Origin of the sequence: Tistrella mobilis (genome assembly GCF_041468085.1) — a bacterium.
GTDB classification, from domain to species: Bacteria; Pseudomonadota; Alphaproteobacteria; order Tistrellales; family Tistrellaceae; genus Tistrella; species Tistrella mobilis_A.
Window position 1 is genome coordinate 1,977,245 of the sequence record NZ_CP121017.1, and the last position, 19,180, is coordinate 1,996,424.

The window sequence follows — 19,180 nt, forward strand, 5'->3', positions numbered from 1 at the left end:
GCAGGATCAGGCCATGACGTGATGCTTCGCCGCCTGGGGCACCAGAACGATCTGGGCACCGGGCAGGGCCTGGGTGAGGGCGGCGCGCATCCGGTCCAGGATATCGGCGATCTGCGAGAAGGGGCGGTCGCCTTCGAAGGTCAGCGTGATCTCGACCTCGGCACCATTGCCGAGCCGGCGGCTGCGGACCCGGATGATGTCATCATATTCGTCGAAGAACTGCGCCAGGACCTTGTTGATCTCCATCTGCATCGGCTCTGCGAGCGAGCGATCGAGCAGGTCGGGCATGGCTTCCTTGAGCATGCCATAGGTGGTGGTGAGCATGATGACGGCAACGACCGTCGAGCCGACGATATCGGCCCAGTAGGAAAGCATCATGTCGCCGGCCAGCTGGTCCAGCGCCACACAGCCCACCACCACCACCGACCCGATGGTCTTGGCGATGCGGGCGCGGTATTGCGAAACCACGATGATCGAGGCGCCGTCGCGGGCCGCGCGGCGCAGCGACAGCATCTGGGCGGTGTTCAGAAACAGGTTGAAGGTCACGAAGAAGGTGGCGAGATAGGCGGCGCTGCCGGTTTCCGAAGGCGCCGGCACCTTGGTTGCGATCTTGTAGATGATGAAGCAGGCTGCCACCACCAGCATCATCGCGATCAGGATGGAGACCGCCTGTTCCAGCTTGGCGGTGCCGTATTCGAAATTGCCGGTGCGGCGGCGGTTGATGTTGCGCAGCGTGGCATAGGACACCAGCCCCACGCAGATCAGCAGCGTGCCGCGCACGCCGTCGGCGATCATGGTCAGCGAGCCCGACCAGATGGCGACGGTCACGAACGGTCCGCAAAGGGCGAGGTCGGCCAGAACCGCAATCGCGACGGCGCGCTCGCGCGCCCGCTCGGCTGGCGACAGGTTGGACATGCTTCAGTCTCCCGATGAACGGGTCGTGGTTTGCCGCCGCCGGCCGCGCCGGCCCCCACCGGCACATCCCCGCGGTGCCGGCGGGCCGGCATCGGCGGGTGGCTCCCCCGCCACCCGGACCGATGATGCGTCAGAAGGCCGGGTGACCGGAAGCGGGAAGTGCGACCGATCAATGACCGTTGGCCGCGAAAGGGCCGGGATCAGACCCCCTCGGTCTGGCTGCGCCGCGGCGCCACGGCCACCGCGGCCGCGAAGATCAGGCCGATCACCGCCCAGAGATGGGCTTCCCCGTTCTCAGGCCCTTCGCCGATGGCCACGGCGAGTGCGCCACCGCCGATCATCAGCGCCAGCAATGCCTCTTCGATCTTCAGCCGCAGCCGCGGCGTGCGCGCCCGGCCGGCCACCGGCATCAGCGCATCCACCGCCCAGCCGATCGCCGGGATCAGGAAGGTGACGATCGGGAAATCGCGATAGCGCGGGTCAAGGGCGAGGCCGACCATGGCGATCGCCACGGCCACCGCGGCCAGCCCCTTGAGCAGACCGAGGCGAAGGGCGCGGGCAGCATCGCCGGTTCCCAGCCAGTCGACGGTGAGCGGCTGGCGCAGGGCCTGCAGCACGTCGGCCACCGGCACCGGCTGGATGCGCGCCTCGGGCGGGCCTGCCCAGCGACGGGCGAGCACCACTGCGGTCACGCCCGAGACCAGCCACAGGCCGATGCCCACGGTCCATTCCACCGGTCCGCGGTTGACCAGCGACAGATGATCGATCGAGAGCAGCAGCGTTGCGCCGGCGAGCTGGGCGCCGGCGACGGCAGATACCCAGCCTGCGATCTCGCGCCCCAGATGCTCGTCGATTTCGTGATCGGGGATGCGCCGTCCGGCGGCGATCATCAGCAGGGCGGCGACAAGGATGCCGCCGGCCGCCAGCCAGTGCCAGTGCGGCATCTCCACCACCGGCCCGGTGAGCGGGAATTTCTGCTCGCGATATTCGTCGACAAGCCCCCAATGGCCGCCGACGGTCCCTTCCTGCACCCGCTTCCAGGGCTGGTCGAAGGCCTCGATCAGGTTGTAGTCGACGCCCAGATTGCGGGCGAGGGGGATGAAGTCGCGGATGAAGCTGGCCTGGTTGACCAGGCTCGGCACGGCGGGGCCGCGGGTGCGGCCCTCGCTCGGCCAGCCGGTCTCGCCGATCATGATCGGCTTGTTCGGGAAGGCCGCCTTGACCTCGTCGATGATCCGGCGCAGATGCGCCATGGCCTCGTCGATCGAGACGGGTTCGTCCTCCCAATAGGGCAGGATGTGGACGGTGACGAAATCGACCTCGTCCGCGAGGTCGCGGTTCTTCATCCAGAATTCCCAGACATCGGCATAGGTCACCGGCTTGTCGGTCCGCGCTTTCACCTCGCGGATCAGCTTACGCAGGTTCTCGGGCGACTGTTCACGCCGCAGCAGAACCTCGTTACCGACGATGACGGCCTTGATCGCCTGCGGATTGCGCGCGACCACATCCAGCGCCGCATCGATCTCCATCTGGTTGTTCTGGGGGTTGGCGCCGATCCAGATGCCCTGAAGCACGCTCATGCCCAGCTGTGCGGCCTGCACCGACACCTCTTCCAGGCCCTGACGGGCGGAATAGAGCCGCACGCAGTCGGTGACCGATTTCAGGATCGCCATATCCTCGGCGATCTGCTCGGGCGGGGCGATGAAGCTTTCGTTATGCGGCGTCTGGCGGCCGCGGAACGGGGCATAAGAAGTGCAGGCGACGTGGGCGTTGGGAACGTCCGGCAGCTCCACGGGCGCATTGGCCCATGACCAGAAGCCCCAGGCGATCGCGGCGGTGACGACAAAGGCGACCAATCCGATCAGGCGCGACGACATCGCTCGGCAATTCTCCCCACAGGCAGGCCTTGGGGCGTTCGACCGACCACATGCCCCGACCGAACATCGTTAGCCGAAACCGGCCGGCTTGTCAGCCTTCCGTGTGTGACGCAGCATCGGCGAGTGCGGCTTCAAGCCGGCCCCATTCGCCGGGGCGGCCCCGGGCATCGTCTTCGGCCGGGATGCCGAAACGCAGCCAGCCGGCCTGGGCGGGGATGGTCACGGCCCCCGGCCAGTCGCGGATCAGGATGCCGTGACGGGCTGCAAGCCGGTCCAGGATGGCTGCGGCGCGGCTGCGGCTGCCGGCATCGACGGTGACGAAGAGGTCGGTGCGGCCGACGGGATCGAGTGCCGCCCGCCCAAGCAGGCGGGAGAGCCGCCCGGCCCCGGCGGCGAGCCGTGCCCGGGTCTGCGCGATCCAGGCCGTGTCGTCATAGGCACGGGCGGCAACCGCAAGTGCGGGGCCCGAGACCGCCCAGGGGCCCAGATGGTCGGTGATGCGCCCGGCGGTCACCGGATCCGCGATCGCAACACCCAGCCGCAAGCCCGCAAGACCAAAGAATTTTCCGAAGGACCGCAGCACCACCAGCCCCGGGCCCGCCAGGTCGGCCACCGATGCATCGGGTGTGATCTCGGCAAAAGCCTCGTCGACCACCAGCCGGCCGTCACGATCGGCCATCAGCCGCGCCAGCCGGCGCAGCTCGTCGCGGCCGGTCACCCGGCCGTCGGGATTGTTGGGGTTGACGATCAGCACGGTGTCGATACCGGGCGCCGCCAGCCGGTCGGGATCGGTTTCGACCGTCACGTCGTGGCCGGCCCGGACCCAGGCGGGCCCGTGTTCGTTATAGGTGGGGCCGAGCACGGCGACCCGGCCGCGGGGCACGGCGAAGGGCAGTGCCTGGATCAGCGCCTGCGATCCGGGGCCGGCACAGAGATGATCGGGGCCGGGGGCCCGGTAGAAGCGGGCGGCGGCCTCAAGACAGGGCTGGATCAGGTCGCCATCGGGCAGGCGTGTCCAGGCATCGGCCGGAATGTCTCTGGGATCAAAGGGGTAGGGATCGCGATTGATCCCGGTGCTGAGATCGATCCAGGGGGTGGGGGCCTGGGGGTGGGCGGCGGCCATGGCCGCGAGCCGGCCGCCATGATCACGAAACGCGGCGGTCATGGCAGCACCGGTTCCGCCGCAGCCGCGAACAGGGCGTCGATATCGAGCGCCGCCTCCAGATGGTCGGCCAGGGCATCCAGGGCCGCTTCGACCGAGGCTTCGTAATCCACCGGCACCGGCCGCCGGCCGGTCAGTGCCTCGATCAGGGCGGCGCGATAGCCGTCGGCGCCGAACAGGCCGTGGAGATAGCAGCCCGCCACCCGGCCGTCATGGCCGGTGGCGCCATCCGCCCGGCCGTCGGCCAGATGCAGCATCGGCCGCGCCGTGCCCGGGCCGGCGGTGACGCCGACATGCATTTCATACCCGCGGACGGGTGCGCCGGTGGTGATTTCGGTGCCCGCGGTCTCGATCAGGGCCTTGTCGCCGCCAAGCCGGGTTTCGACGTCGAGCAGGCCGAGGCCGGGCACCGCCCCGGCCGGTCCCTCGATGCCGTCCGGATCCTCGATCACCCGGCCGAGCATCTGATAGCCGCCGCAGATGCCGATCACCCGACCGCCGCGGCGGACATGGGCGGCAAGATCGACATCCCAACCCTGGGCACGGAAGAAGGCGAGATCGGCGATGGTCGCCTTGCTGCCGGGCAGCACGACCAGATCGGCCACCGGCAGGGGTTGGCCGGGCGGTACCATGGTCAGCGCCACCTGCGGTTCCAGCTTCAGCGGGTCCAGATCGTCGAAATTGGCGATGCGGGCGAACATCGGCACGGCGATCTTCAGGCCCCCGGGCCCCGGATCGCGCGGCGTGTCCAGCGCCACCGCATCTTCGGCCGGCAGCCGCGCGGCGGCGGGCAGCCAGGGCACCACCCCGAAACTCTTCCAGCCGGTGCGGGTCTCGATTTCAGTCAGGCCGCCGTCGAACAGGCGGACATCGCCTCGAAACCGGTTGATGATGAACCCCTTGATCAGCGACAGCTCATCTTCCGGCAGAAGTGCATGGCTGCCGACCATCTGCGCGATCACCCCGCCGCGGTCGATGTCGCCCACCAGAACCACCGGCGCCCGGACCCGGGTCGCGAAGCCCATATTGGCGATGTCGCCGGCGCGCAGATTGACCTCCGACACCGAGCCCGCCCCTTCGATCAGCACCAGATCGGATCGGGCGGCGAGGCGAGCGAAGCTTTCCAGCACTTTCGGCATCAGCCGGTCGCGCCAGCCGCGATATTCGGCGGCGCGTGCCGTGCCGGCCATCCGGCCCTGCACCACCACCTGGGCGCCGATATCCGTCTGCGGTTTCAGCAGCACCGGGTTCATGTCGACCGAAAGCGGCACCCCGGCGGCGCGGGCCTGCAGGGCCTGGGCACGGCCGATCTCGCCGCCATCGGCGGTGACGGCGGCATTGTTCGACATGTTCTGGGGCTTGAAGGGCAGGACCTTGAGGCCGCGGCGCACGGCAATGCGGGCCAGCCCCGCCACCAGCAGCGATTTGCCGACATCGGATCCGGTGCCCATCACCATCAGACAGCGTGCCATCAGCGGCGTCTCCCAGTGTCAGAAGGCGACCCGGAGGCCGACATAAAGGCTTCGACCAGGGGTGGCGTAGCCGTCCACTTCCTGATAGTCGACGTCGAAGACGTTGTCGAGCCGGGCATAGGCGGTGACCGTATCGGTCAGGCGCTGGTCGCCGTTGATCCCCATGATGGTATAGCGGCGGATCTTGGTCGGCCGGCTGGCGGAGTTGATCTGCGCGCCGACATGGGACGCCTCGATGCCGATCCGGGTACCGTCGAGCGGATAGACATCGGCGGCCGCGAACAGGGTGTGGCGCGGACGGCGTGGCAGGGCCGTGCCGGTTTCGAGATCGGTGGTCTCCAGATAGGTATAGGCCGCCTGAAGCGTGAGCCAGTCGGCCGGCGCCGCCTTTGCCGTCGCTTCCAGCCCCTCGGTGCGGGCGCGGGCGGTGTTGCGATAGCGGCTGGCGGCGGAATCGAAGCTCAGCATGTTGCGGATGTCGTTGCGGAACCAGGTGAGCCCCAGGGTCAGAGCATCGTCGATCAGGCGCTGTTCGATACCCACGTCCCAGCCGCGGCTCTTCTCCACCTCCAGATCCGCATCGCCATAGGTCGGGTGATAGAGCTGGTAGAGCGACGGTGCCTTGGAGCCGGTGCCCCAGCTGCCACGCAGCGTGGTGCCGGTGCCGGGCACGATCCAGGCGCCGGTGAAGCGCCAGGTGGTATCGGCGCCGAAGGCCGAATGGTCGTCACGGCGCAGGCCGGCGGTCAGATAGAGCTGGTCCCACAGCCCGGCGCGGTACTGGCCGAAGATCGCGGTGGTGTCGGCATCGGCCGAAAGCGTGTTGACCACCGGATCGCCGGCCGCCTTCGCATCACCGATCGAGGCGGCCTCGTGCTCCCGCGAGAGGCCGATGGTGGCCACGTCGTCATGGCCGTCGACGGTGATGTCGGTCTGGTTTTCGATGCCCGTGCGCCGCCCGTCGAAATCGGTGCGGACCGAAAAACGCGAGGTCGGATCCTTGGAGCTGCGGTCGAGCCGCGAGCCCGAGAGGGTGGTGCGGTTCTCGACCCGGCCGTCGAACAGGGTGGCGATGGCGGCAACCCGGCCGCTCAGGCTGTCGGCCTCGTTCTCGCCCGGTGCCTCGGGCTTGCGTGCGGGGTCGAAATCGGCCGAGGTGCGGGCGGCCGTGCCGGTGGCCTCGATCGCGATCTGATCGCTCAGGGCCAGCCCGCCGCTGAGGCCGATCTGGGTACCGGTGAAACCGTCATCCTCCCGCCCGCCTTCCAGGCGTGAGAACCCCTCGGTGCGGAAGTCGACGATCGAGACGGCGCCGTCCCAACGCGCGCCGGCACCGCGCAGCGCCGCCGAATGCCGCCGGCTGCGATAGGCGCCGTATTCCGCCGAGGCGTCGCCCTCGACGCCGGTGCCGCCATTGCGCAGGCCGCGGCGGGTGACGATGTTGACCACGCCACCCATTGCATCGGCGCCGTAGAGCGCGCTTTGCGGGCCGCGCAGCACCTCGATCCGGTCGACGTCATCGGCCAGCAGCCGGCCGAGGTCGAAGGCGCCGCTGGCGCTGGCCGGGTCGTTCACCTCCACGCCGTCGATCAGGATCTTGGTCTGGCTGTCATCGGTGCCGCGCAGGCGCAGATTGGTGGCGGCCCCCGGGCCGCCGGTGCGGCTGAACGACACGCCGGGCGCCCGGCGGAGCGCATCGACCACGAAGACGGTACCGGCGCGGCGCAGTTCGTCGCCGTCGATCACCGTTACCGAGCTGCCAAGGGTAGCGGGGTCGACCGCCGTGCGGGTGGCCGTCACGACCAGAGGCGTCAGGCTCTGACGGTCTTCCTCGTCTGCGGCGAAGGCAGGTACGGCATTGGCGGCGGCGGCAAGGGCGGTGCCGAGCAGAAGCAGGCGGACGGCGTCGGTCATGGGTCTGGCGTTGTCCCGCGATGGCTGGCGCACCGACGCGAACGGGATGGCCGGATCCTGCCCGGATGTCCCTGCCGCCGGTCATGCCCGCCCGACGACCGCGCGATACGCGGGGTGGCGACGGCAGGTCTCCTGGCTTGCGGGTCCAGGCCCGTACCCCCGGCCTTCCCGGCGGAATACCGCCAGTGGCTGAAATGGGAGCGGGCTCACCGCCTACAGTTGCGGGTACAGCTGCGGCCTGGGCGCCCGGGCGCCGCACCGCATTCCCTCTTCGCCGGCGTCCTTTCAGGGAAAGGCCGCCCGGCACCGTCGCCCGGCACCATAGAGATCGGGGCACGGCCGGGCAAGCGGCACGAAAAAAGGGCGCCATCCCCGCGGGGGGAGGATGGCGCCCGAAGTGATCAGGCAGGGAGACGTTCGGGAGGAAACGTCGATGGTCCAGGGGAAGACCGTCGTCAGTCAGTCATGGTCGTTGGTCATGTCCGGCCTGGATCAGCCGCCCGAGGGGGCGGTGGTCGGCGCCGGGGTGGTGCTCATCGGCTGGGCGCCGGTGGCCGCGTCGGCGTCGCTCTTGACGGCCTCCTGCGATTTGAAGGCGGGCATCTGCTCCAGCTGCTCGGGCGTCACCGAGGCGATCAGGGCCTGCTCGGCCGGCTCGGCCTTCAACTGATCCCAGGGCACCATGACTTCCTTGGCGCCGAAGCCCAGCACGCCGCCATAGGCGAGCACCGCATGGGTGATCTGGCCGTCGGTGCCGAAGATCACGCCCTGAAGTTCGGCCACTTCATCACCATCCGGGGTCCGTACGACGGTGTCGTTCGACAGCAGGGTATCCGCCGGCTGCGGATCCTCGGCCTCGGCGCTGTCGCCACCGCCGGCCGGCGGGGTCGCAGGCATGGCGCCCGACGGGGCTGCGGCGCCGCTGCCCGAACCCATACTGCCGCCCGAGCCCATACCGCTGCCGGCAGGGGCCTGCTGTTCCGCAGGGGCCGCGCCCGGCGAGGTGGCCTGTGCCAGTGCGCTGCCGGCCGCGAGGGGGACGGCACCCAGACCGATGAGGATCGCAAGAGCCGAGGTCGTGCCGCGCATGGACTTGAACATGGTCAATTACTCCTGTGTTCGGCGATCCGGCAAGTTCTCTTGCCTTCCTCAATGATCTGGGAACTTGGGCGAAAATTGTTAGGTGCTGCGCTGTGGCATAATAATGTGAGGTTTGGTCTTCGAATACTGGTAGATGATGATGAAGCCGGGCCGGGCTGTGAGCGGGTGATGTCAGGCCGGCCGGATGGGGCCACCCCGTGTCGGTATGGTGTCGCTGCCGCGCTTGACGCCGGCCGCGCCGCGTCGCAGGCTCCGGCGCAGGAGGGACGACGGCTGTCCGCAACACCCGCGGGGCCGAATTTCTGCGCAGGAGATCTGCCGATGCGTATGGACGTTCTGGGACTGGCCGGTGCCGCGGTGATCGCGGTGGGCATCGCCGCAGGCGGCTGGCTGGTCGGCCAGGGTGTGGTCGAGGCGCGGCTCGGCAACCGCACCGTCCAGGTGAAAGGCCTGGCCGAGCGCGAGGTGAAGGCCGATCTGGCGGTCTGGTCGCTGCGCTATGTCGCCTCGGGCAACGATCTGAACGAGGTGCTGGGCCAGCTGAAGCGCGATACCGAGACGGTGAAGCGCTTCTTCACCGATGCCGGCCTGCCGGCCGATACGATCGAGATGCTGAGCCTGGAGGTGACCGACCAGAACGCGCAGCTCTATCGCTCGGGCCCGGTCGAGGTGCGCTATATCGTGGCGCAGACGGTGTCGGTGCGGACCACCGATGTCGACAAGGTGGAGGCGGCCTCGCAGAAGGTGGGCGATCTGGTCGAGGCCGGTGTGGTGCTGTCCAACGAGATGGGCGCCTGGGGCAGCGGCCCGTCCTATATCTTCACCAGGCTCAACGACCTGAAGCCCGGGATGATCGCCGAGGCGACCGCCAATGCCCGCGACGGTGCGGCGCAGTTCGCGACCGACAGCGGCAGCCATGTGGGCGCAATCCGCAACGCCTCTCAGGGCCTGTTCCAGATCCTGCCCGCCACCGACATCCCGAACATGCCCGAGAACCGGCAGGTGACCAAAACCGTGCGGGTGGTGACCACCATCGACTTCTTCCTGGAAGACTGAAGCTGTCTTGACGCCGGACGCGCCCCTGCCTGATCTCTCACTGCCCGACCGGATCGCCCGCGCGATCCGGTCCCTGCCCGTGGCGGAGCTTGCCCGCCCGATCCGCGAGGCCCTCCACTGCGGCCGCGATCTGGTGATCGAGGCGCCGCCCGGCGCCGGCAAGACCACCGCGGTGCCGCTGATGCTGCTGGACGCGCCCTGGGCCGCGGAGGGGCGTATCCTGATGCTGGAGCCGCGCCGGCTGGCGGCCCGCGCCTCGGCGGCGCGCATGGCCGCGATGCTGGGCGAGGCGGTGGGAGAGACGGTGGGCTACCGGGTCCGGCTGGACCAGAAGGTCGGGCCCCGGACCCGGATCGAGGTGGTGACCGAGGGCATCTTCACCCGCCGCATCCAGGGCGATCCCGAGCTTCAGGGTGTGGCCGCGGTGATCTTCGATGAAATCCACGAGCGCAGCCTGGACGGCGATCTGGGCCTGGCGCTGGCGCTGGAAGCGAAACAGGCGCTGCGCCCGGATCTCCGCCTCATCGCCATGTCGGCGACCCTGGATGCCGAACGGGTGGCGGCGCTGATCGGCGGGGCGGAGCGGCTGCGGGCCGAGGGCCGGATGTTCCCTGTGACGGTGATCCATGACGACCGCCGGCCGGAGCTGCGCGACCTGGCCCCTGCGATGGCGGGCGCGGTGCGACGGATGCTGTCGGCGGAGCCGGGCGACATCCTGGCCTTCCTGCCGGGCGCCGGAGAAATTGCGCGCACGGCCGAACTGCTGGCCGGCGCCGGCGGCCCTGCGGTCGACATCCTGCCGCTGGCGGGCGAGTTGACCGCCGAGGCGCAGGACCGGGCGATCCGGCCGTCGCTGCCCGGGCGCCGCAAGGTGGTGCTGGCGACCGCGATCGCCGAGACCAGCCTGACGATCGAGGGCGTGCGGGTGGTCATCGATGGCGGCTTCGCCCGGAGGCCGCGTTTCGACCCCTCGACCGGCATGAGCCGGCTGGAGACGATGCGGGTGTCGCGCGCCGAGGCCGAGCAGCGCCGCGGCCGCGCCGGCCGTGTCGCCGAGGGCATCTGTCTCCGGCTCTGGCCCGAGGCGGAGACCCGGGCGCTGGCAGGGTTCGCAGCCCCGCAGATCACCGTCGACGACCCGGCGCCGCTGGCGCTGGAACTTGCGGTGTGGGGCGTGGACGACACGCGGGTGCTGGCCTTCGCCGATCATCCGCCGACGGCGGCCTGGAGCCAGGCACGGGAGCTGCTGCGCCGGCTGGGCGCCCTGGACGAGGCCGGCCGGGTGACGGGTCACGGCCGGGCCATGGCCGAACTCGGCCTTCATCCGCGGCTGGCCCATCTTGCGATCGAGGGTGCGCGGCGGGGGGCCGGGCGCGAGGCCGCGCGTCTGGCGCAGATCCTGGCCGAACGCGATCCGTTCAAACGCGCCCGCGCCGATGCCGATCTTGCCCGGCGCATGATCCTGGTGGCGGAAGGCCGCGACCCGCTGGGCGGTGCCGACGGGGCGGTGATCGACCGCGGCACGCTGGCCCGGCTGCGCGACGGCGCCCGGGCGCTGGAGCGGCGGCTGCCGAAGCCGCAGGTGCCGGAGGGGGCGGAGCCGCCCTCGCTCGGCCAGCTGGTGGCGCTGGCCTATCCCGAACGGCTGGCGCAGGCGCGCGGGCGCGATGCGGTCTTCCGGCTGATGGGCGGCGGCGGTGTCGCGCTCGACCCGCTCGACCCGCTGGCGGCGGAGGACTGGCTTGCGGTCGCCGCGACCGGCGGTGGCACCCAGGGGGGCGGCGGCACGCAGGGCGGGGGCGATGTCCGCGCCTTCCTCGCCGCCCGGATCGCCCCGGCGGAGATCGTGGAGAGCTTCGCCGACGAGATCCGCACGGTTGACCGGGTGGAATTCGATCCGCGATCCGGCGGCCTGGTGGCGGTGCGCGAACGGCGGCTGGGGCAGCTGGTCATCGATGCAAAGCCGCTGGCGAAGCTGGCGCCCGAGCATCACGCCGCGGCAGTGGCCGAAGGGGTGCGGGGGCTGGGCCTCGACCGGCTGGACTGGAGCGAGGCGGCGAAGACGCTCAGGGCCCGCATCGCCTTCCTGGCGCGGATCGACGGGCCCGGGGCCGGCTGGCCGGATGTCTCGGATGACGGCCTGCTGGCGGCGCTCGACGACTGGCTGGGGCCGGATCTGGGGCGGGTGCGGCGGCTGGACGATCTTGCCCGGATCGATGTCAAGGGCGCGCTGCTCCGGCTGCTGGACTGGCGCCAGCGCAGCCGGCTGGACCAGGCGGCGCCGGAGCGGGTGAGCGTGCCCTCGGGCCGCAGCCATGCCGTGGACTATGGCAGCGATCCACCGGTTCTGGCGGTGAAGCTCCAGGAGATGTTCGGGGCCGCCGAAGGCCCGCGGATCGCCGATGGCCGGGTGGCCCTGCTGGTTCACCTGCTGTCGCCGGCGGGCCGGCCGGTTCAGGTGACGGCCGATCTGGCGGGCTTCTGGACCGGCAGCTATGCCCAGGTCCGCTCCGAACTGCGCGGGCGCTATCCCAAGCATCCCTGGCCCGAGGATCCGACCGGCGCGGTCGCGACCCACCGGGCCAAGCCCCGGGGCAGTTGAGCCAGCGGGCGGACGTGGTCCAGGGTCAGCCTTTGGCTGGCCGCGGCACCACCGGTGCGCCTGCGGCCTTCCAGCCGCCGAAGCCGCCTTCCAGATGGGCGACGGGTTCAAGCCCCATCTGCTGGAGCGTGTCCGCCGCCAGTGCCGAACGCCAGGCGCCGCCGCAATAGAGCACGAAGCTCTTGCCCGAAGCGAAGACCGGCTTGTGATAGGGGCTCTCGGGGTCGACCCAGAATTCCAGCATGCCGCGCGGGGCGTGGAAGGCGCCGGGGATCATGCCCTCGCGCTCCAGCTCGCGGACATCGCGGATGTCGACGAACAGCGTGTCCGGGTCGTCGAGCAGGGTCTTCGCTTCGTCGATCGGGATGGTGCGGATGCGGGCGGTCGCCTCTGCCACCATCTGCTTCACGGTTTTCTTCAGCGCCATCGGGGGTCTCCCTGGTGTTTCCGTGCCCGGCAGCATACCCCGTCCATGTCCGGCCGGCCTTCGATAAACCGACGGGCGGTGCTAAGGTCCCTGGATCTGCATCCGGATGCCGCCGATGAAACCCCTGCCACCCTTCCGATCGATCGAGGCCTTCGCCGCCGCCGCACAGCTGCGGAGCCTGACCGCGGCCGCCGATGCGCTGGGGCTGTCGTTGCCGGCGCTCAGCCGGCGGATCCGGATCCTGGAAGAGCATCTGGGCGGCCCGCTGCTGGAGCGGCTGCCGCGCGGCGTGGTGCCGACCGCCCGGGGTGCCGCCTATGCCGCCGAGCTGTTGCCGGCGCTCGATGCCCTGCGCCAGGCGACCGGGCGGGCGCGTCAGGCCGATTGCCGGGCGGTCAGGATCAGCCTGATCCCGACGCTTGCGATGACCTGGCTGCTGCCGCGGCTGCCGGCCTTCCAGGCGGCCCATCCGGGCATCCGGCTTGATCTGCACGGCTCGGCCGACTGCGTCGAGCCTGGCACCGGCACCGCCGATCTGGCGCTTCGCCTGGGGGAGGGTGGCTGGCCGGGGGTGATGCGGGTCGCGTCGATGCCGCTGCATGTGGTGGTGGTGGCCAGCCCGGCGCTGCGCCTGGATCGGCCGCAGGATCTGGTGCACCTGCCGCTGCTCGGCCCCGCCCACCGGCCGGAATTCTGGCCCGAATGGGCGCGGGCGGTGGGCCTCGACCCCGCCGTGCTGCCGCCGGTGCGGGGTTTCGACAGTCTGCAGATGCTGTACGAAGCCGCCGCCCAGGGGCTGGGTGTGGCCATCGCTCTGGATCACCTGGTACGGCCCTGGATCGAGAGCGGGCGGCTGGTGGCGCCGCTCGATTGCGGCGTGCCGAGTTCGCGCGGCATCCATCTGCTGACCGGCCCTCGGCCGGCGCCGCCGGTGCGGGTGGTGCGCGACTGGCTGCGGGCGGAAATGACGCGCAGCGCCGACTGAGCGGCGATGGCGCCTTCAGCTTTCCGGAAGGCTGACGGCCGCAAAGCGAATTGTGGCGATGCATGACGGGGCCCAGGATCGGCAGGCCGTGACCAACTGCCGGGAGCCCCCGCCATGGACGCCACTGATCTTTGTTTTCTGGACGCGACCGCGCTGGCCGCGATGATCCATGCCCGGGAGGTCTCTCCGGTCGAGGTGGTCGCAGCCCATCTGGAGCGGATCACGCGGCTGGATCCGCTGCTGGGGGCCGCCGTGGAGGTGATGGCCGAGGCCGCCGGCGCCGCCGCCCGCGCGGCCGAGGCGGCGGTCATGGCGGGAGAGGCGGCAGGGCCGCTCCACGGCGTGCCGTTCTCGGTCAAGGATTGTATCGACACCGCGGGTGTGCCGACCCGGCGCGGCTCCAGGCTGTTCGCCGACCGGGTGCCCGGGCGCGATGCGACCGTGGTGGCGCGGCTGAAGGCCGCGGGCGCCATTCCGCTGATCAAGACCAATCTGCCCGAATTCTCGTACTGGACCGAGACCGACAACCGGCTGTCAGGGCCGACCCGCAACCCCTGGGACAGAAGCCGCACCCCCGGCGGATCGAGCGGCGGCGAGGCGGCGGCGATCGCGGCCGGGCTGTCGCCTCTGGGGCTGGGCAGCGATGTGGCGATCTCGGTGCGCGGACCCGCGGCGATGACCGGAATCCTGGCGCTGAAGGCGACTCATGGCCGGATCCCGACCACCGGCCATTGGCCGGGGCTCCGGCGCTGGTGGCATGTCGGGCCGATGGCGCGCAGTGTCCGCGACCTTGCGCTGGCGCTCGATCTGCTGGCGGGGCCGGATGGTGCGGATGGCTATGCGGTGCAGACGGCGCCGCTGATGCGCGGCGATGCCCGCAGCCTGCGGATCGGCTGGATGGCGGCAGAGGGGTTCGGCCCGGTGGATCCCGAGATCGCAGCCACGGTCGGCGGGGCCGCCGACGCCCTGGCGGCGGCCGGGCATCGGGTGGCGCCGTCCTGTATTCCGGCGCTGGCGGATCACGACTGGACAGAGGTGAGTGCGGTGCTGCACGCGCCCGAGATCGGCCCGCTCTTCCGGGCGGTGGTCGGTGGGCGGGTGGACGAGGTGCATCCGGTGATCCGTCATGTCATCACCCGGCCCGAGCCGTCGCTGGCGGAGTACGTCGCCGCGGAACAGGCGGTGCAGGGACTGCGGGACGCATTTGCCGGCTGGTTCGGGGCCCATGACCTGTTGCTGTGTCCGGTGCTGCCGGTTGCGGCCCCCCATCCGGGGCAGGCCGGGTATGCGGTTGCGGGGGCAAAGATCCCGGCCCGTCATGTGATGCGGGCGACGGTGCCCTTCAATCTGACCGGCCTGCCAGCCTTGTCGCTGCCGTTCGGGTTGACCGCCGAAGGCTTGCCGATCGGCGTGCAACTGGTGGCACCCTGGTGGCGGGAAGACCGGTTGCTTGCTGCGGGCCGGCAACTGGAAGCCCAAAGCCCCATGCGCAACTGTCGGCCGCCGCTCTGACGGCACCGAAATCCGCGGCCGGCCGTCACCGCTCTGGACGTCACCCCCACCTCGGGTGTAGGAATGCAAGTCATTCGCACTTGCGGGATAGCAGGCGCGGGACGGCACCATGGACCGAGGGAGCGACAGATGGTGGGCAAGACGGGCAGGCTGGGCGGCATGTTGCTGGGGGGCGTTCTGCTCGCCTCCGGTTCGGCGCTGGCGGCGACGGGCGGTGACGCCCGGGCGGTGGTGACCAATTACGCGAACATCGCCGAGGCGGCCTATGGCGACAGCCTGACGGCGGCGAAGACGCTGCAGACGGCCGTGAAGGCCTTCATCGCCAAGCCCGGCCCCGAGACGCTGGCGGCGGCGAAAGCCGCCTGGATCGCGGCCAACGTGCCCTACAAGCAGACCGAAGCCTATCGCTTCGGCAACGCCATCGTTGACGAGTGGGAGGGCAAGGTGAATGCCTGGCCGCTCGACGAGGGCCTGATCGACTATGTCGACAGCTCGTATATGGGGGCCGAGGGCAATGCGGCGGCGGCGCTGAACGTGATCGCCAACAAGAGCTTCACGCTGTCCGGCAAGACGGTCGACGCCTCGAAGATCACCCCCGACCTGCTGCGCTCGCTGCACGAGGCGGAAGGCGAGGAGGCGAACGTCGCCACCGGCTATCACGCCATCGAATTCCTGCTCTGGGGCCAGGACCTGAACGGCACCGAAGCCGGCGCCGGCAACCGCCCCTGGACCGACTACGACACCGCCAACTGCACCGGCGGCAATTGCGACCGCCGCGCCGCCTATCTTCAGGCGGCGACCGACCTGCTGGTCGAGGATCTGTCGTGGATGGCTGCCCAGTGGGGCAAGGATGGCGAGGCACGCAAGGCGCTGGCCGATGCGAGCCCCGAAGCCGGCCTCAGCACCATGTTCACCGGCCTCGGCAGCCTGTCCTATGGCGAACTGGCGGGCGAGCGCATGAAGCTCGGCCTGCTGCTCAACGACCCGGAAGAGGAGCATGACTGCTTCTCGGACAACACCCACAACTCCCACTATTACGACGCGGTGGGCATGTGGAATGTCTATAGCGGCCATTATGTCCGCATCGACGGCTCGGTGGTCCAGGGCCCGTCGCTGTCGTCGCTGGTGGCCGCAGCAGATCAGAAGGTCGATGCCGATGTCCGCGCCCATATGGCTGCCACGCTTGCGGCGCTGGGCTCGGTGAAGGCGACGGCCGAGGCCGGCACCCATTACGACCAGCTGCTCGCCCCCGGCAATGATGCCGGCGCGGCGCTGCTGAACACCGCCATCGACGCTCTGGTCCAGCAGACCCGCTCGATCGAGCGCGCGGTGACGGCGCTGAAGCTGGAGCCGGTGGCGATCGAAGGCTCCGACAGCCTGGACGACCCCTCGGCCGTCTTCAAGTGAGCCGCTGAACCACGGGCAAGAGGCCGGCGGCGCTTTGCGTCGCCGGCCCTCGGCGTTCAGGGGAGCAGGCAGGGCAAGGGAGCAGGCAGGGGTGGTGAGGACCGGACTGGTCGCTCTGGCGGTGCTGGCCGGTGTGGCGGCACCGGGTGGCGCATCGGCGACGGGGACCGCCGCGGCGACGGGCGTGCCTGCCGATGTGCTGGAACAGCCTGACCCGCATCTGAACCAGGTGCCACGAACGCCGGCGGAGCGTGACCGCATCCGCAAGGTCGTCGAGCCGACCCGCGATTTCAGCCGGCCGGAAGACTACGAACTGCGCATGGGCGGAGCGGCCACCACCATGGCTGCGGCCAATCGCGACGTGTTCTCGCAGTTTTCGGCCAATATGCCCTTCGCTCATGAGATGGATTTCAAGCTCGGCAACGGGCTGTTCCGCAAATTCTGGGTGTCGTCCCCATCCTCGACCAAGGCATCGGACGGGCTGGGGCCGCTGTTCAACGCGCGGTCCTGCCAGAGCTGCCATGTCAAGGATGGCCGCGGTCACCCGCCGGCAGGGCCCGACGACGATCGCATCTCGATGTTCCTGCGGCTGTCGATCCCGGCCGATACGGACGAGCTGAAGGCCGCCATCGCCAGCCACCGGCTGATGGTGGTGCCCGAGCCGGTCTACGGCACCCAGCTTCAGGACATGTCGATCCAGGGCATTCCGGCCGAGGGCCGGATGGAGATCGCCTACGAAGAGATCCCGGTCGAACTTGCCGGTGGCGAGGTGGTGCATCTGCGCCGGCCGCGCTATGGCATCGCCGACCCGGCCTATGGCCCGCTGCATCCCGAGGTGATGCTGTCGCCCCGGGTGGCGCCGCCGATGATCGGGCTGGGGCTGCTGGAGGCGATCCCGGCCGAAGACATCCTGGCGCTCGCCGATCCAGAGGACGCCGATGGCGACGGCATTTCCGGGCGACCGAATTTCGCCTGGAGCCCGGAATACGGCCGGGTGATGCTGGGCCGCTTCGGCTGGAAGGCCGGTACGCCCACCGTCCATCAGCAATCGGCCGATGCCTTCGCCGGTGACATGGGCATTTCCAACCCGCTGCATCCGGCCGGCTACGGCGACTGCACACCCGCCCAGACCGATTGCCGTGCGGCCCCGGATGGTGGCGACGCCCCCGGGACCGAGGGGCTGGAGATCGATGCCGCAGCGATGGATCTGGTCAGCTTCTATGCCCGCAATCTGGCAGTGCCGGCGCGGCGTGATCTCGACGATCCGGTCGTGCTGCGCGGCAAGCAGCTGTTCGCCGAGGCGAATTGCATCGCCTGCCATCGGCCGAAATTCGTCACCGCACGGCTGAAAGACCGCCCGGAACAGAGCTTCCAGCTGATCTGGCCCTATAGCGACCTGCTGCTCCACGACATGGGGCCGGGCCTGGCCGACGACCGGCCCGAGGGCATGGCCGACGGCCGCGAATGGCGCACCGCGCCACTCTGGGGTATAGGTCTGACGGCAAGCGTTGCCGAACCGGCCAGTTATCTTCACGACGGCCGGGCGCGCAGCCTGCTGGAGGCCGTGCTCTGGCATGGCGGCGAGGCGGAGGCCGCGAAACAGGCGGTCGCAGCCATGCCGAAACCCGATCGTGATGCCCTGATCCGCTTCCTGGAGTCGCTCTGATGCGCCGCCCGATTCTGCTCGCCACGCTGGCCGCCGTGCTTGCCGCCACTCCGATACTGTCTGTTGCCATGGCGGCAGACACACCGGCCGCGGCAACCGCCGAGGCGGCCGGCCCGGACCATGCGGCGCTGACCGCACGCGCGCTCGACGGCTATATCCGCCCCGAATTCGACCGCTTCGTCGCCGCCACCCGCACGCTGGCCGACAAGGCCGAGACCGACCAGAGCCCACAGGCCTTGTTGCCGCTCTACGACGCCGCCTATGACGCCTGGATGCGGATCTGGTTCTTCCGCTTCGGCCCGCTGGAGGAAGAGGGGCGGCGCTTCCGGCTGGAGTTCTGGCCCGAGCGCAGCGGCATCGCCTATCGGGCCATCGGTGCCCTGGTCAAGGCGAAGAACCCGATCGTCGACGACCCGGAGGCCTTTGCCGGTGCCTCGGCCGGCGCGCAGAACCTGGTGTCGATGGAACGGCTGCTGCGCCCGCGCGAGGCGGTGCCGGCTGCCGGTACGCCCGGGGCCGACTATCGCAACCGGCTGATCCGGGCGGTGGCCCGCAATCTGGCCCGGGTGGCGGTCTCGGCCCGCGAGGGCTGGGATGGCCCGGAAGGGGCGGCACAGGTGCTGACCACGGCCGGCGCGGACGAGAACGAGATCTATCTCTCGGCCGACGAGACCACCTTCGCCTTTTTCAACGCCTTTCACGGCGCCTTGCAGGAGCTGGAGGAGCTGCGGCTGGCCGCCATCACCACCGATCAGGCCGGCGGCAGTCCGCGGGCCGCGCATGAGCGGGCAGGGGCGTCGCTGGAGAACATCCGCGCCGGCATCGGCGGGCTGATCGATTTCGAGCGCGTGGTCTTTGCCCCGGCCGCCAGCGACCAGGTGGCGCAGGTGGATATGGCCGCGGCGCTGGAGAAGGCGGCCGCCGCTGCCGATGCGGCTCTGGCCCGCGGCCCGGGCGATGCCGAGGCGATGACGGCGCTGAAGACCGCGCTTGCCGGCGCCCGCCGGCTGGCGGTGGCCGAACTCGCCCCGGCGCTGGGCGTGCGGGTCGGCTTCAATTCCTTCGACGGCGATTGAGGGGGGCG

The 19,180-nt window shown here is 70.3% G+C and carries 14 protein-coding genes and 1 riboswitch; of the genes, 7 read left to right on the forward strand and 7 right to left on the reverse strand.

What is annotated here, in order from left to right; all coding sequences use genetic code 11:
• Positions 1-6: 6 nt before the first annotated feature.
• The 6 genes from P7L68_RS14760 to P7L68_RS14785 form a co-directional block, all read right to left on the reverse strand.
• Complete coding sequence (locus P7L68_RS14760; protein WP_372006384.1) at positions 7-915, reverse strand: cation diffusion facilitator family transporter; 909 nt, start codon at positions 913-915, stop codon at positions 7-9.
• Positions 916-1,115: 200 nt separating this feature from the next.
• A complete protein-coding gene (locus P7L68_RS14765; protein ID WP_372006385.1) occupies positions 1,116-2,792 on the reverse strand; it encodes a glycosyl hydrolase family 17 protein in 1,677 nt (558 codons plus the stop codon).
• A gap of 91 nt (positions 2,793-2,883) precedes the next feature.
• Positions 2,884-3,957, reverse strand: a complete 1,074-nt coding sequence (cobD, locus tag P7L68_RS14770) for a threonine-phosphate decarboxylase CobD (RefSeq protein WP_372006386.1) — start codon at positions 3,955-3,957, stop codon at positions 2,884-2,886.
• Complete coding sequence (locus P7L68_RS14775; RefSeq protein WP_372006387.1) at positions 3,954-5,426, reverse strand: cobyric acid synthase; 1,473 nt, start codon at positions 5,424-5,426, stop codon at positions 3,954-3,956. Before P7L68_RS14775 ends, cobD begins: the two co-directional genes overlap by 4 nt.
• An 18-nt stretch (positions 5,427-5,444) precedes the next feature.
• Positions 5,445-7,340, reverse strand: a complete 1,896-nt coding sequence (locus P7L68_RS14780) for a TonB-dependent receptor plug domain-containing protein (RefSeq protein ID WP_372006388.1) — start codon at positions 7,338-7,340, stop codon at positions 5,445-5,447.
• A 104-nt stretch (positions 7,341-7,444) separates the two neighbouring features.
• A riboswitch (cobalamin riboswitch) is annotated at positions 7,445-7,666 on the reverse strand.
• Between the two features lie 166 nt (positions 7,667-7,832).
• Entirely contained in the window at positions 7,833-8,441 is a 609-nt protein-coding gene (locus P7L68_RS14785; RefSeq protein WP_372006389.1) for a PRC-barrel domain-containing protein, read from the reverse strand.
• Between the two features lie 321 nt (positions 8,442-8,762).
• On the opposite strand from P7L68_RS14785, the gene P7L68_RS14790 reads away from it, so the two are divergent.
• Both P7L68_RS14790 and hrpB read left to right on the forward strand, forming a co-directional pair.
• Complete coding sequence (locus P7L68_RS14790) at positions 8,763-9,497, forward strand: SIMPL domain-containing protein (RefSeq protein ID WP_372006390.1); 735 nt, start codon at positions 8,763-8,765, stop codon at positions 9,495-9,497.
• Between the two features lie 7 nt (positions 9,498-9,504).
• Complete coding sequence (hrpB, locus tag P7L68_RS14795) at positions 9,505-12,099, forward strand: ATP-dependent helicase HrpB (protein WP_372006391.1); 2,595 nt, start codon at positions 9,505-9,507, stop codon at positions 12,097-12,099.
• 25 nt (positions 12,100-12,124) lie between these two features.
• Here the strand turns inward: hrpB and P7L68_RS14800 are convergent, their stop codons facing one another.
• On the reverse strand, positions 12,125-12,526 hold the full coding sequence (locus P7L68_RS14800; RefSeq protein ID WP_372006392.1) for a rhodanese-like domain-containing protein: 402 nt from the start codon (positions 12,524-12,526) through the stop codon (positions 12,125-12,127).
• Positions 12,527-12,641: 115 nt separating this feature from the next.
• Between P7L68_RS14800 and P7L68_RS14805 the strand changes: the two genes are divergently transcribed.
• The 5 genes from P7L68_RS14805 (at position 12,642) to P7L68_RS14825 (ending at position 19,172) form a co-directional block, all read left to right on the forward strand.
• Complete coding sequence (locus P7L68_RS14805) at positions 12,642-13,511, forward strand: LysR substrate-binding domain-containing protein (protein WP_372006393.1); 870 nt, start codon at positions 12,642-12,644, stop codon at positions 13,509-13,511.
• Between the two features lie 114 nt (positions 13,512-13,625).
• Complete coding sequence (locus P7L68_RS14810; RefSeq protein ID WP_372006394.1) at positions 13,626-15,023, forward strand: amidase; 1,398 nt, start codon at positions 13,626-13,628, stop codon at positions 15,021-15,023.
• Positions 15,024-15,152: 129 nt separating this feature from the next.
• Entirely contained in the window at positions 15,153-16,430 is a 1,278-nt protein-coding gene (locus P7L68_RS14815; RefSeq protein ID WP_372006395.1) for an imelysin family protein, read from the forward strand.
• Between the two features lie 184 nt (positions 16,431-16,614).
• Positions 16,615-18,096, forward strand: a complete 1,482-nt coding sequence (locus P7L68_RS14820) for a di-heme oxidoredictase family protein (RefSeq protein WP_372006851.1) — start codon at positions 16,615-16,617, stop codon at positions 18,094-18,096.
• Positions 18,096-19,172 carry an imelysin family protein gene (locus tag P7L68_RS14825; protein ID WP_372006396.1) on the forward strand — a complete coding sequence of 359 codons (1,077 nt, stop codon included), beginning with the start codon at positions 18,096-18,098 and terminating at the stop codon, positions 19,170-19,172. Before P7L68_RS14820 ends, P7L68_RS14825 begins: the two co-directional genes overlap by 1 nt.
• The last annotated feature ends 8 nt before the right edge of the window (positions 19,173-19,180 follow it).